Below are 12,895 nucleotides of genomic sequence, written 5' to 3'. Positions count from 1 at the left end.
AGGATCACACACTGCCCTCACCGGGTGTAATCCTCTATTTCTTCAAAAACTTCCGCGTCAATGCGCGTTCCCAGTGCTCTCATGGCCCGCATTTGCCCGGGATCCCGGTTGCCCCAGAACCGTTTCCACGACTCGCGCGATTCCCAGCGGGCAACGGTCAGCACATCCGATGGGTCCTCCTCCCCTCTCAGCATGAAACTGCCCAGTGCCCCGGGCACGGTTTCATGGATATGGTTGGTAGCCCGTTGCCAGGCCTGCCTGAATGCCTCAAAACTTTCCGGCTCCACCCGCCAACGGTAAATTACTCTGATCATCTCATGGTCCTTCGTATGCCTGGGGTAATGGGCGTGCCAGGCCAGATTACATCCGGATCACCATCTCCCGGTCTTCAAAACGCACTTTGGGCAGCCGGGCATGCTCATCCGCCGGGCTGCGATGGCCAAGGGCGACAATGGCGGAAGCCTCCAACCTCATCCCGGTTAAACCCAGAACCTCGTCATAGGCTTTTCGGTCGAACCCGGTCATGGGGCAACTGTCGATCCTCATCGCAGCAGCAGCCGTCAACAGCGTTCCCAGGGCTATGTAGGCCTGCTGGTGGGCCCATTCGCGCCGCTCCGGGTCTGTCTTGGCCGCCAGTGCCTCTTTCATGTGGCGGGCGTACCCCGCGATATCCTCGTAGGGCACGCCCCGGACCTTCATGTACCGGTCGGTGTAACGGTCAACCGTGTGATCCCCGATGTCCGTTTGAGCGGCCAGCACCACCAGGTGGGAACAGTCGAGCACCTTCCGCTGGCCAAAAGAATGGGGCAGAAGGATCCGCCGAACGGATTCCGACTGGATGACTATCAGCTGGTAAGGCTGTAACCCGTAGGAGGATGCGCTCTTTCGGGTGGCCTCGATGAGCGCTTCAACGTCCTGGTTATCCAGCTTTTCTGGTGAAAATTCGCGGACGGCATAACGCCATTCCAGGGCCTCGTGTATGTTCATGAACCGCCTCCATCCTGCTGTATGAGTGCTTGCAGACAAGGAACCGGGTTAAACGCGGCGTTGCTGAACACGTCGCGGTCAGGTTCCTGTCCTTGGAGCGGTCACAATAGAGAAGCCCATTAGCATGATAAATCGACAGAAAAGAAGAATACTGTTTCCTGTACAGAAACAATAAGCAGGAAAACCCGGGCGGCACCATCCCGGCCGGTGCTATTCCCAGTACGGCCTGTCACCAAGGTACTGCTCGAGATGTTCCACCAGCATCTGCACCTTGGTGGGCTGCATGCGACCCGGCGGAAAAACAGCGAATATGGTGTAACTCTCTGGCGGGTAGTCCTGGAGCAGCGGGATCAAGGTTCCGTTGTCGAGATCCTGCTGGACCAAAAACCGGGGCAACAGGCCCACGCCCAGACCCCGCAGCAAGCTATGACGGATGGCCAGGCTGCTGTCGGTTCGATAGTTACCGTGGACGTTGACTTCCTCGCCACCCAGCGCCCAGATGCCGGGCCGGTCGTGAAGGGTGTACATCAGGCAATTATGGCTTGCCAGATCGGTGGGTGATCGGATCGCCGGCGCACCGGCCAGATACTCCGGCGATGCACACACAATATTTCTGGACTTTCTCAGTGGCCTCGCTCGCAGGCTGGAATCGGAGAGCTCGCTGCGCACCCGAATGGCGATATCAACGCCCTGCTCTACCAGGTCAATCATTCGGTCATTGAGCTGGAGATCGATATCGATCAACGGGTAGCGATCCAGAAAACTGTCGATGGCTCCGGTAATGTGGGTCAGGCCAAATGACATGGGTACATTCAGGCGGATTGTTCCCCGGGGCTCCGCCTGGAATCCCCTGGCCTCGAGCTCGGCATCTTCCAGATCATCCAGCAAGGCCTGGGTCCGCTTCAAGAATGCCAGCCCGGCGTCGGTGAGGTTCATGCGCCGTGTGGTCCGGTTAATCAACCGGGTGCCAAGGTCCTGCTCCAGGAATGCGATGTGCTTGCTGATCGTAGCAGCGGTAACGCCGAAATCATCCGCCGCCCTTGTGAAGCTCCCCAGTTCCGACACGCGCCGAAAAACCTTCAGGGCAGCCAGTTTGTCAGTGGCCACTTTACACTCCAATACCGTTTCCAGTTTGGAACAAGTATTGTTCGATCCCTTCCGATTATCAATTCAATGGATTCAGGCACACTCCAAATCATCACCCATTCATTCACACTTCGGAGCACACGGGCGATGACGGCCTTAATCCAACGTTTCACCCCCTCCCCCCGGGGCGTAGTCTGGGGCTTGCTGATAGCGAACGGGTTCCTGATCGCCCTGATGCTGGCGCTGTCGAAAACCGCCACGACGCAGGGAATGCCTCCCGCAACCTATGCCTTCTGGCAGACACTCATTGCCGGCTCGATCCTTTTGCTGCGTTCAACTCCGGTCAGGAGTCTGCTCAACCTGCGCCTGATCACCTACTTCTTCATCAGCGGCCTCTCGGGTATCGCAATACCCAACGTGACGGCCTTCTTCCTGGTCTCAAAACTGGGGACCGGCTTCACCAGCATCATGTATGCACTTCCACCGATTTTCACCTTCCTGATCGCCGCGTCCATGGGGCTGGAAAAACGCAGCTGGAGCCGGTTTTCAGGCCTGTCTGTTGCCGTACTGGCATGCGTCTGGATCATTCTTCAACGCCACTCGGAAGTGCCTCATTCGAGCCTGCAATGGTATCTCCTCGGGCTACTTATTCCTGTCGCCCTGTCCATCGGCAATATCTACCGCGCGGTGGCCTGGCCCCGGCATAGCACGCCGATGACACTGGCGGCGGGAACGCTACTCGCCTGCGCCGTTTCGCTCGCCCTGTTTACCCGGGTTACTGACACGCCACTGGTCTCGGTCAATTTTGGCCCCGGCCTGCAGAAGGTCATTGTTCTCCAGGGTGTGCTCACGGCATTGGCCTACCTGTGTGCCTTCGAGATCCAGAAACGCGCAACGCCGGTGTTCTTCAGCCAACTCGGTGCAGTGGCTGCTGTGTTCGGGCTGGTTATCGGTGTCGTCTGGTTCCGGGAACAATACACTCTGACGATCTGGCTCGGCGTGATGATGGTGATCCTCGGGCTACGCCTGAGCAACCGCTCGGGCCCGGTGACGCGCACTATCATTCAGCCGCATCAGAGAGATCAGAGCCACCGCCGCACCTGAGACATATAACGCTCATAGACATCCCCGAACAACACCCGCATGTGCCGCTCCTCCGGCAGGATCTGGAAGCGGTTCATGTAAATGACAAACAGGGGCAGAAGCAGCCAGGAAAACACACTGCCGAGGAAAATCCCCCAGGCAACCAGCAGCAGGAAAAACCCCAGGTACATGGGATTCCGGCTGTAGCGATAGATTCCGTTTACCACGAGGTTTTCGCTTTGATCCGGCGTGCGCGGGTCCACCGTGGTACCTGCTGCCCTGAACTCGAGTACCCCCAGAATGGCGACGCATGCGCCAACACCGAAAACTGCGGCGGAAAGCCAGAGCCTGCCGGGCAACACGAAATGCCCTGCCGGCAGAAGACGAGAGACCGCCCACATCCCTGCCCCGAAGATCACGGCCAGAATGAGGGGGGGAACCTTGAGTTCGAGTCCTTTCACTATGTTTTTCCCGGAAAAAGAAGGTTTCGTGGATGGTGGTCTGTCCTGAGATGCTAGCATGGGATTGCCGTATCAACCGCCATCCGGGTCACAACACCCTATGCCCTGCTGAACAGGAGGGCAGGCAACCGTACCGAACGAGCAGAAAACACAGCAGTCGCCCTGTTTCGGCTTCAATAAGGCCTTGCACGCCTCACATTCATAGAAATACTGGCACGCATTGGTCGGCATCACCTCCGTTTTCTGATGACCACACTCGGGACATGTGATGGTGGATTCCAGAATGACCTCTGCCATATTTGCCTCCTTATGCCCGGGTATCTCCGTAGGTGGTGAGTCATGGAAAGGCAAAGGGAGTCAGTCTCCGAAAAAGACAGTGCAACCACCACCTTTCTGCTTTGCCTGGTACATGGCGGCATCGGCGTCCCCGATGACCACCTCGGCATCCTGCTCTTCAAATCCGATGAGGCGAACCCCGACGCTCGCGCCAACATGCAAGCTCTCGCCCTCGAAGTAAACTTTAGCACCTACAAAGCTGATGAGTTTTTCGGCCACACTCATCGCCTTGATCCTCGCCGCTGCTTCATCAGCTCCGAGACGGTGAAGCACAACGACAAACTCATCACCCCCCAGCCGCCCGACGATGTCGTCGGTGCGGACGACGGATTGAAGGCGTGCTGCAACTTCGACCAACACCGCATCCCCCGCCAGGTGCCCATGGCCGTCGTTGATCGCCTTGAAACCATCGAGATCCAGAAGCAGTGCTGCCCCATGATCCTTGTGTCTGGCGCTGCCGGCCATAGCCTTCTCCAGATGTTGCACCAGGAGCCGCCGGTTCGCCAGCTGCGTTAACGGATCAACACTGGCCAGGTGCCGGATCCGGGTCAGCGCTGCATCCCGGGCATTAACAAACGGCCTGATGACCCATATATAGATCGCCGGAGTCGAGAGAAGCGCCAATGCCCCGGCATCGAGAACAGCTTCTGTGAATGTGCTTGCCTGGTGGGGAATGTTCCGTAAAACCAGCATGACCAGGAATTCCGCCACGACAATGATGGCGACAATCCGGAGGATGACATCTTTTATGGTGAGCAGTTTCATGGAATTTCTCGGCACTACGGCCAGCGACGATCAGGGTGCGCCTGGTCACTGTGGCCGTATACGGGATTCCCATCCGGAATGAAACTTCTGGCCGGGCGTGACGGGTTGGGCGACTCCGCGAGTGGAATCACTCCGAACCGGTAATGCTAACGGCTTCACCCGAGGGTGACAAATGTCAATCAGGGTCAGAATGTGGTGAGTCGATCGTGATAGGGGCCGCTCCCCATCAGATCAAGACTGCGGGCTATACGTTGGCGATCCGCATTTCGCGGCAGATGCTCCAGTGCGTCAAGAACACGCTCGACCTGCTTCTCGCTGATGCGCCCGGTTAGCGGGTGCCCAAGCCCCATGATGAACTTGGCCCGCTGAAGGTCGGCAAAATGCCCGGGGTCGTCCTGCATTGAACAAAACAGGGCATCGGTGGCTCGCTGGGCCTCCGCAACCTCACGCCAGTCTTCACGGGCGGCCGCGTCCAGCAGATGCACGTATTGGTGCACCGCCAGCGACATCAGGCCCGATGTAATTCCGGCCCGTTGGCGACCCTTTACATCGAAACGCGGACCATCACGCAGGGCACGACTCAGGTGCGGATCCCATCCCTGAACGATCTTGAGGCGACGGAGGGCCGGGTGAGCCAGGAACCGTGCCGTGCTCTTGTCGTAATCGGTCTCGGTCACTTTGACGGCGACGATATGCCCGCCACCCTCACACCCGAGCAGTTGCGCTGCAGATTCGGCACTGAGCGGCAGACCACTGACATCGGAAATCGAATACAGCCCGATGGCGAGCCCCCGCTCTGCCGCCGCTGCGATGACCGGGGCCAGGCTGTCGCTCACCTGATTGTCGCTTGCCTGCGCGGACAGATCGGTCCCCGGCCGCAAAAAAACCACGGGATACCCGAGGTCCGCCAGCAGGTCCAACAGCCGTTGATTGGCTGCAATCCCATCCTCCGGTCTCAGCAGCCCCATCAGCAGCATGTTCCGGGTGTTCGCGTCCGCCGCGCAACGAAACCACGTGGCCAGTTCATCCACTGTGCGCAGATGCCCCTGGCCGGTGGACGATGCAATGAGTGCAGCAGGCGCCCCGGCAGCAGCCAGGCGTTCAAGAAACGTTCGGGTCTGCGTTTCATCCAGTTGCCGCCGGGGCAGCGCACCACGGGTCGGATCAAAGCAGGCCACCGTTGCCGGCGGGTAACAACCGATGGGATCGTCGATGAGTTCGGCGCTACTCAATGGCATGAGGGCCTCCTGATTAAACCCTTTTCCGTATCGTGTGCTAATAGTGAAGGATAGCTCAAACCACTGAGGCCAAGAGGCAATGATGGATAATCTGGAACAGGTGCTGGCAGAACTCGGTCTCCCGGCCCATGACAACAATCAGCTGCCATCATCCGACCTACGATTCCCCGATGGCGGTCACTATCGCATCGAAATATCCGGGGTCGAGCGGGTCTGTGCACTGGAGGCAATGATCAGGGAGGCGGAGCACCAGAAGGTACCGATTCATCGCATCATCGCTACCGTCGGTGGCGCGACGTATCTCACGCAGCCAGAATTACGGGATTTTGCACAGCTGGCCCGTGAACAGAAGATCGAAGTAGTGATGACACCCGGTCCACGCCGAAGCTGGGACGCCGGCCGCCAGATGTCCACACCCGAGGGCCTGGTCTCCGGCATGCGCCTGCGTGGCATGGATGCCGTGCGGCACTGGCTGAAAGACATCGAGCGCTGCATGAATGCCGGATTCCGGGGTTTTCTGATCACCGGTGAAGGCGTGTTGTGGCTGGCCGACCAGCTACGCCAGAAAGAGGTCATTCCCGCGGATGTCATCTTCAAGCTCTCAGTCTTTGCCGGCCAGGCCAACCCGCCCGGCGCCCTGGTTGCCCAGCAACTGGGGGCCAACACCTTCAACCCCCTCGCCGACCTGAGCCTGCCGATGCTTTCGGCCATCCGCAGCAGCATCCAGATTCCCATGGACGTATATCTCTTCCTGGTTCAATCCATGGGAGGCTTCGTGCGTTTCTACGAGGCGGCAGAGATCGCCCGAATCGCCGCTCCCTGCTATTTCAAGATTGAACCCGGCCCATCCGAGGAAACCTTGTACGCGCCGTGGAACCCGGACAGCTACCACAAGGAGATGATGCGCGACCGGGTACGCAATGCCGCCGTGGCACTGGAGTTGATCGACCGTGAGAATCCGGAACTCAAGTGCTCACCGACCGGTGGTGCTGACCTGGCCATACCGCGTTAGCACCAGCCGCGCAGGTGCATCGCTTCTTCAATGCGTTTGAGGGCATTGATCCACGCCCCCAGCCGGACTGATTTCACCTGGTGTTCAGCTGCTGCATTCACGGCTTCACGGTAACTCCTGGCCAGGCGCTCCTGTCTCAGGCGGTTAATCGTATCGATATCCCAGTAATTATCCGAAAGCCCCTGACTGCGTTCCATCTGACACAACTGCACGCTACCGGCATTGGCCAACACATCCGGAACGATGATTACGCCTCGTTCCAGCAGCATCGCATCGGCTTTTATGGTGGTTGGCGCGTTGGCGGCTTCCACCACCATCCGGGCCTGGATCCGTTCCGCATTGCTCGCGGTAATCACCCCCTGAACCGACGCAGGCACCAGCACGTCGCAGTCACATTCGAGCATCTTTTCGCTGGTAATCGGCTCGGTGCCGGCAAAATCCGAAACTTTCCCGGTGGACTTCTTGTGCGCCAACAGGTCAGGAATATCGAGCCCGTCGTTCGAATAAATGCCGCCACGGCTATCACTCACCGCCACCACCTTACAGCCGGCTTCGTGGAACATGCTCGCCGCCACCGAGCCGACCTGGCCGAACCCCTGGATGGCGACACGGGCATTTTCGATGGCAAACTCGGCCTGCTCCGCGGCCTCACGGAACACATCGAAAACCCCGCTTCCGGTCGCCTCATAGCCCCCCAGCGACCCGCCAAGGATGGGCGGTTTGTCGTTGACCGCGGCCGGCTCATGGTAGCCGGTCACCGACTCGTATTCGTCCAGCATCCAGCTCATGGTTTGCAGATCCGTGCCGATATCCGCACCGGGGACATCGTAGGCCTGCCCTCTCGGGCGCAGGTTGCGGATATAGGCGCGGCAAAGTGACTCGAACTCCCGATCACTCAATTCACGGGGATCGGCCACGATGCCACCCTTGCCACCGCCGGCGGGAATTCGCCCGGCTGCATGTTTGATCGACATGATCAGGGCGAGGGATTTCACCTCATCAAGGTCGAGTTCGGGGGAAATGCGGGTTCCATCACGGCTCGGCCCGAGAGCATCGTTATAACGAACACGATGGGCATCAAACACACGAAAACTGCCATCGTCCATTTTCATTGGAATACGGAACGACACCACGCGCCCGGGCGCAGCCAGATATTCGATCACGTTGGGGTCTATCTTGCCGAGATGCCCCGCCTCCCGAAGAATCTGCCCGCTTTCGTCCAGAAAATCGTAATTCATGGCATTCCCCATTCATCCTGTGCTTGATCGCGCTCCCTGTTTGGCAGAGAGACTCCTTGACCCTCAACATAGCAGTCGCCGGGGATGAAGTGGAATCGACGCAACGGAGCAGCGGGCGCTCCCTGCTTCAATTTATACAAGCCATTACCTGTTTCGAACCGGTCCCGGATCATGAACTGTCTGCGTTCCTCTTCAGACAGTTGGAGAAATTCTGGTTTCATTTTGGCAAAGAACTGCCGGACGATCGGGCGTTCATTATTCATGGGGGCACCTCCATGCCAGGGGCTTCCCCAACTATAGGAGGTATCTACTGTTTGTGGGTAACTCGGTGGAACACTGACAAAGCACAGCGGAATTATACGTCCTCTTTCGCATAACTCCGCTTGAAAACCCCTGGAGGGTAGAAGGGCAACCGTCAGAACCGCCGAATCAGCCCAAGGTGAATCGAGGTGCCATAGTACCGCCCGGTCTCCTGCAGCCGGTCGGCGTAGGCAATACGGCCGTGGAACTGCCAGTCGCGGTAGCGGCCGATGAGGGCTTCGAGTTCCACGTCGGAGCCGAACTCGTAGCTGGAGAACGTATCGTCCTTGTGCCAGCCGAGGCTGGTGCGCAGGCCGACCCAGTCATCCACGTTCGGGCTCCAGTAGAAGAGCGCGGTGCCGGCAAAGCGGTTGAAGTAGTCCGGATCGTAGTAACCGTTGTCCAGGTCCTTGTCGAAGGTGAAACGCTGGGCGGAAAGACCGAGGTTCACGCCCCAGGGCCCGTTCTGGTAGACGCGGCGGCTGGGAGCCAGGTAGAACTCCAGGCGGCTGTTGTCGTCCGAGAAGTCCGAGGCGCTGATCCATCCCTCCACCTGGTACAGCATACCCGGGTGCCACAGGGCGCGAAGGCGGTTCTCGGTTTCAACGATCTCCCGTGATACGGACAGCGGTGACAACGCGTACAGGGCCCGTTCGCGGGAAAGCTGCAGCGACCAGTCATCGTGGGGGTGCCAGTCGCCCTCCAGCAGGTAGTAGCCGTAATCGCCGCCGCCCTCGATGTTGCCCCGGCCCACACGGCCTTCCACTGCCACACGCGGGTGCAGCTGGTGGCGCATACCGACCCAGCCGTAGTAATCCATGGTGGAACGGTCGCCATCCTCGGCTATGAACTCCGAGCCCTGACGGGTACTGACGCGGCGGGCGCTGTAGCCCATCAGCGCCCGGGTTTCGGGGCTGAGTGCGAGCTCACCGAATACTTTGCCTGTGGTGATGCGGATGTCATCGGCATCAAACTGATGGTCGCCGGTGATGCCCACCAGGGAACGCAAGGGAGCACGGGTGACCCGGGCCAGCTCGCGGGTTTCCGGCTCGCCCGGCTTCCGGGCTTCCAGGACCGCCAGGCTGTCCAGCGCCTCGGAAGGCTGGCCGGATGCGCGGGTGGCCAGCACCCGGGCAAAGTGGATATCGTAATCCTCCGGGTGTCGCTCGGCCAAAGGCGTGAGCAGGTCCGAGGCCGAATAGTACCGTCCCTGTTGCAGCAACACCTGAGCCCTGGCCCGTTGATAGGCGTCCGTGTCTCCAAAGCGTTGGCGGTAATCCGCCAGGGCCTTTTCGGCCCCCTCATGGTCCCCGGCCCAGCCCAGCACCTGGATGCGGGCTACGGTCGCGTCGTGGTCCTCCGGGTAATGGCGCAGGTACTCGTCATAGGCGGTGGCGGCCTGTTCATACTCACCCATCCAGCTGTGCCAGAGGGCCCGACTCAGCAGGGCATCTCGGTCCCGGGGGGAAATCGCCAGCAGCGACTCGATGGTGCGCTCCGCGGCTGCGCGATTGCGGGCCCAGTTAGCCTGTTGCAGGCAGGTGTGCAGGTAATCGACGTTGCTCGGCTCCAGCTCCACGGCCTGCTGACATTGCTGCAGGGCGTCCGCCGGGCGGTCGGCCATGGCGTAGGCGCGGGACAACCGGAAGGCGATTTCAGCGTTGTCCGGCGCGAGTTCGCGGGCCTGCTCCAGGGCATTGATGGTTTCTTGCGGGCGTTCCAGACGGTGGTAGATATCCGCCATCCTCAACCAGAGATCCACTCGCTGAGGCTGGCTTTCCAGCACGGAACGGTAGACCGTCAGTGCGCTCTCCCACTCTCCGGCCATTTCGGCCTTCAGGCCCGCTTCCGGCACGGCAGGGGCAGCGTGCAGCGCCCCCGCGCACAGGGACAGAATCAGTCCGGCAAACAGGTGTCTCATTTGCGCCACCTCCGGTTGCGTGTAATCCAGAGATCGGTCGCGAACCGCCCGATGTTTACCGCATCGAACAGCAGGCTGCCGTAACGGAGCGGTGTCACCGCGATGGCTTCCCAGAAGGCCCGGAACCGGTGGCCCGGGGCATTGAACATGAGGATCAGGATCACCAGTGTCATCTCGGCCAGGAAGGTAATCAGCAACGGTTCCCACAGTTGCAGGATCAGCATGATCAGCAGGGCTGTGGGGAACGCAATCTTTTCCAGCGCTGCCATGAACACCGCCCAGCCCATGGGCCGGCCGTATTTTCTGGTGTAGCCCTGCCCCCAGGGCTGCCGGTACGGTTCGCCGCGCCGGTGGATGTGGTCACGGGTATCCGGATGGTCTTCCTCGTAGTGCTTCGCCTCATGCTTCTGGCGATAGCGGCGGAAGCCCTTGAAGGGGCTGCGTAGCAGGCCGTCAAAGTAGTAGCAGCTCTGCAGGAAGCTGGAAGACCAGAAGTACAGCTGGTGGGCGAGCCGGGGAAACTCCGGTTCCAGTGAGCGTACCGTCACATCCTGCAGCTGTACGTTGCGGTACCCCTCGTTCAGCAACGCAAATCCGATGAAGATGTCCTCGGAGTTGGTGAGGTCGTCCCCCAGGATTGGCTCGTAGTAATCGAACAGCTCCTTGAGGTATTCGCGGCGATAGGCCACGGCACAGCCGACGGGATTGATGATGCTGCCGAACACGGTCATCTGGCCCCGGTATACGAAGCGCTGGAGGAAGGTATAGAGAATTCCGCGATAGAAGTTGGTGATGGCGCGGTTGAAACGTTGCCAGGCACCGGGACGCGGGGTAACGTAGTTTGCGTGTTTCTCCAGGAAGCCTTTGAGGGGCGCCTCATCGCTGATCGCGCGGCGGTCCGTTTCCCGCATCGGCTGCACCACGCCGCAGACCGAAGCCACGCCGGGGGCCTTGTAGATTTCCTGGACCAGCCGCTCGATGTAGTTCTCCGATTCCAGGAAGGTGTCGCCATCGAGGACGACCTCCACATCGGCGTCCAGATCCCTGGCCTCGCGCTTGACGGTCGGGGTCTTGCCGATCGACTCCTCACGCCGGATCACTTCCAGAGCCAGGCCAAGATCTTCACCGAAGGCACGGGCAACCTCGGCCGTCCTGTCGGTGCTGCCGTCATCCACCAGCACCACCTTGCGGGGCTTGAGACTCTGGCGGGCGATGGAACTGAGGGCAAGCAGAATGTTCTGCTCCTCGTTGAGCGCCGGAATCACCACATCCACGGTGGCGTCACGCCAGTCTTCCGCGCTCTCGGGCGGGGTTTTGTCCGGCCCGCGCATCAGGCCGATGAAGGCAACCAGGGTGCTGGGACCAATGACGAACCAGGGCGCGGTTGCCATACTACTTCTCTCCTTCCGTGATCTGTTTACGGGCCCGGTCGATCAGATCCTTGAGGGTTTCCTCGAGGGTCCAGGCGTGTTCAAAACCGGTGAGCCGGCGGAGCTTGTCCAGCGAGGGTCGACGGTGGCGGATATCCTCAAACTCCGCGCCATAGGCTTCCCGGTAGGGAATATGGTCGATGGTCGAGCGGCTCCCGGCGCACTCGATCACCAGCCGGGCAAGCTCATTGATGCTGATCTCCCGGTCACTGCCGACGTTGACGATCTCGCCGTTGGGCAGATCGGGCATCGACGCCAGACGGTCGAGCGCCACGACCGTATCGCGCACATCGCAGAAGGAGCGCGACTGCTCACCATCCCCGAATACGGTAATCGGCTCATTGGCCACGGCTTTCCGGACAAAGCGGGGCACCACCATGCCGTAGCGGCCGGTCTGCCGTGGTCCTACGGTATTGAAGAAACGGGCGATGATCACGCGGATGTTGTGTTCCCGGGCATAGGCCAGGCCAAAGCCCTCGTCCGCCAGTTTGCTGATGGCATAGTTCCAGCGCAGGGGGGCGCCGGACTGAATGATCAGGGAGTCGTCCTCGGTCAACCGCGGTTCGGTGTGCGGACCATAAACCTCCGAACTGGAGGCGAGGATCACCTGCGGCGCCCAGCTGTCACGGTTCACCGACCGCAGCAGACGCTCGGTGCCGGCGATGTTGGTGGCCATGGTTCCCACCGGCTCACTGAGCACCCGGTACACGCCCACAACCGCCGCCATGTGGTAGATACGGTCTGCCCAGGCAACGGCCGTGTCCAGGCCATCCCAGGTGACGATGTCGGCCTGGTCAAACCGGAAATCGGGATTCTCGATGAATGCGGCGATATTGGCTTCCGAGCCGGTACTGAGGTTATCCACCACATGTACCTTGTCGCCCCGTTTGAGATGGTATTCAGCAATGTTGGAGCCAATAAAACCGGCGCCACCGGTGACGAGTATGTGCAAGGGACACTCCGTTATCAAAACCCAGCTATAGCGGGAATGCTGTCACTGTTTTCCGTCAGTTCGGACCTCAGGATAGCTCAAGAGTG

At 60.0% G+C, this 12,895-nt stretch carries 14 protein-coding genes; 2 read left to right on the top strand and 12 right to left on the bottom strand.

The genetic code is table 11. From position 1 onward, the window contains the following. Window positions 1–17 precede the first annotated feature (17 nt). From MD273_RS15865 to MD273_RS15855, 3 genes are all read right to left on the bottom strand, one after another. Complete coding sequence (locus tag MD273_RS15865; protein ID WP_239038774.1) at window positions 18–314, bottom strand: antibiotic biosynthesis monooxygenase family protein; 297 nt, start codon at window positions 312–314, stop codon at window positions 18–20. A gap of 46 nt (window positions 315–360) precedes the next feature. After that, window positions 361–987: an NAD(P)H-dependent oxidoreductase gene (locus tag MD273_RS15860; protein WP_239038773.1), complete on the bottom strand. Its 627-nt coding sequence runs from the start codon at window positions 985–987 to the stop codon at window positions 361–363. Between the two features lie 210 nt (window positions 988–1,197). Beyond that, a complete protein-coding gene (locus tag MD273_RS15855; protein ID WP_239038772.1) occupies window positions 1,198–2,094 on the bottom strand; it encodes a LysR family transcriptional regulator in 897 nt (298 codons plus the stop codon). Window positions 2,095–2,220: 126 nt separating this feature from the next. On the opposite strand from MD273_RS15855, the gene MD273_RS15850 reads away from it, so the two are divergent. Continuing rightward, window positions 2,221–3,177 carry a DMT family transporter gene (locus MD273_RS15850; RefSeq protein ID WP_239038771.1) on the top strand — a complete coding sequence of 319 codons (957 nt, stop codon included), beginning with the start codon at window positions 2,221–2,223 and terminating at the stop codon, window positions 3,175–3,177. Here the strand turns inward: MD273_RS15850 and MD273_RS15845 are convergent. The 4 genes from MD273_RS15845 to MD273_RS15830 form a co-directional block, all read right to left on the bottom strand. Next, window positions 3,156–3,617 carry a methyltransferase family protein gene (locus tag MD273_RS15845; RefSeq protein ID WP_239038770.1) on the bottom strand — a complete coding sequence of 154 codons (462 nt, stop codon included), beginning with the start codon at window positions 3,615–3,617 and terminating at the stop codon, window positions 3,156–3,158. The two genes, MD273_RS15850 and MD273_RS15845, sit on opposite strands and share 22 nt — an antisense overlap. A 72-nt stretch (window positions 3,618–3,689) precedes the next feature. Further along, window positions 3,690–3,914 (bottom strand): GDCCVxC domain-containing (seleno)protein, encoded by a 225-nt coding sequence (locus MD273_RS15840; RefSeq protein WP_239038769.1) that lies wholly within the window; start codon window positions 3,912–3,914, stop codon window positions 3,690–3,692. 60 nt (window positions 3,915–3,974) lie between these two features. Further along, window positions 3,975–4,718: a GGDEF domain-containing protein gene (locus MD273_RS15835; RefSeq protein ID WP_239038768.1), complete on the bottom strand. Its 744-nt coding sequence runs from the start codon at window positions 4,716–4,718 to the stop codon at window positions 3,975–3,977. A 185-nt stretch (window positions 4,719–4,903) separates the two neighbouring features. Further along, on the bottom strand, window positions 4,904–5,956 hold the full coding sequence (locus MD273_RS15830) for a hypothetical protein (RefSeq protein ID WP_239038767.1): 1,053 nt from the start codon (window positions 5,954–5,956) through the stop codon (window positions 4,904–4,906). Between the two features lie 82 nt (window positions 5,957–6,038). On the opposite strand from MD273_RS15830, the gene MD273_RS15825 reads away from it, so the two are divergent. Continuing rightward, complete coding sequence (locus tag MD273_RS15825) at window positions 6,039–6,968, top strand: hypothetical protein (protein WP_239038766.1); 930 nt, start codon at window positions 6,039–6,041, stop codon at window positions 6,966–6,968. Here MD273_RS15825 and MD273_RS15820 read toward each other — a convergent pair. The 5 genes from MD273_RS15820 to MD273_RS15800 all read right to left on the bottom strand — a co-directional run bounded on the left by MD273_RS15820 (window position 6,965) and on the right by MD273_RS15800 (window position 12,809). Next, window positions 6,965–8,206 (bottom strand): Glu/Leu/Phe/Val family dehydrogenase, encoded by a 1,242-nt coding sequence (locus MD273_RS15820; RefSeq protein WP_239038765.1) that lies wholly within the window; start codon window positions 8,204–8,206, stop codon window positions 6,965–6,967. The two genes, MD273_RS15825 and MD273_RS15820, sit on opposite strands and share 4 nt — an antisense overlap. Continuing rightward, entirely contained in the window at window positions 8,203–8,469 is a 267-nt protein-coding gene (locus MD273_RS15815; protein ID WP_239038764.1) for a hypothetical protein, read from the bottom strand. Before MD273_RS15815 ends, MD273_RS15820 begins: the two co-directional genes overlap by 4 nt. A gap of 152 nt (window positions 8,470–8,621) precedes the next feature. Further along, entirely contained in the window at window positions 8,622–10,427 is a 1,806-nt protein-coding gene (locus MD273_RS15810) for a tetratricopeptide repeat protein (RefSeq protein WP_239038763.1), read from the bottom strand. Next, the gene (locus MD273_RS15805; protein ID WP_239038762.1) at window positions 10,424–11,818 is read right to left on the bottom strand and encodes a glycosyltransferase family 2 protein; all 1,395 of its coding nucleotides are present in this window, start codon (window positions 11,816–11,818) and stop codon (window positions 10,424–10,426) included. The genes MD273_RS15810 and MD273_RS15805 overlap by 4 nt, the downstream gene beginning before the upstream one ends. A 1-nt stretch (window position 11,819) precedes the next feature. After that, entirely contained in the window at window positions 11,820–12,809 is a 990-nt protein-coding gene (locus MD273_RS15800) for an NAD-dependent epimerase/dehydratase family protein (RefSeq protein ID WP_239038761.1), read from the bottom strand. Window positions 12,810–12,895 lie beyond the last annotated feature (86 nt).

Source organism: Marinobacter sp. C7, from assembly GCF_022343555.1.
Classification (GTDB): domain Bacteria; phylum Pseudomonadota; class Gammaproteobacteria; order Pseudomonadales; family Oleiphilaceae; genus Marinobacter.
The sequence above is the reverse complement of the archived record's forward strand: the minus strand, read 5'-3'. Positions and strand labels throughout refer to the sequence as shown.

Excerpts from the sequence above, each read along its gene's own strand:
- MD273_RS15865 (WP_239038774.1), bottom strand. The coding sequence starts at position 314 with ATGATCAGAGTAATTTACCGTTGGCGGGTGGAGCCGGAAAGTTTTGAG.
- MD273_RS15860 (WP_239038773.1), bottom strand. The coding sequence starts at position 987 with ATGAACATACACGAGGCCCTGGAATGGCGTTATGCCGTCCGCGAATTT.
- MD273_RS15850 (WP_239038771.1), top strand. The coding sequence starts at position 2,221 with ATGACGGCCTTAATCCAACGTTTCACCCCCTCCCCCCGGGGCGTAGTC.
- MD273_RS15840 (WP_239038769.1), bottom strand. The coding sequence starts at position 3,914 with ATGGCAGAGGTCATTCTGGAATCCACCATCACATGTCCCGAGTGTGGT.
- MD273_RS15835 (WP_239038768.1), bottom strand. The coding sequence starts at position 4,718 with ATGAAACTGCTCACCATAAAAGATGTCATCCTCCGGATTGTCGCCATC.
- MD273_RS15830 (WP_239038767.1), bottom strand. The coding sequence starts at position 5,956 with ATGCCATTGAGTAGCGCCGAACTCATCGACGATCCCATCGGTTGTTAC.
- MD273_RS15825 (WP_239038766.1), top strand. The coding sequence starts at position 6,039 with ATGGATAATCTGGAACAGGTGCTGGCAGAACTCGGTCTCCCGGCCCAT.
- MD273_RS15820 (WP_239038765.1), bottom strand. The coding sequence starts at position 8,206 with ATGAATTACGATTTTCTGGACGAAAGCGGGCAGATTCTTCGGGAGGCG.
- MD273_RS15815 (WP_239038764.1), bottom strand. The coding sequence starts at position 8,469 with ATGAATAATGAACGCCCGATCGTCCGGCAGTTCTTTGCCAAAATGAAA.
- MD273_RS15810 (WP_239038763.1), bottom strand. The coding sequence starts at position 10,427 with ATGAGACACCTGTTTGCCGGACTGATTCTGTCCCTGTGCGCGGGGGCG.
- MD273_RS15805 (WP_239038762.1), bottom strand. The coding sequence starts at position 11,818 with ATGGCAACCGCGCCCTGGTTCGTCATTGGTCCCAGCACCCTGGTTGCC.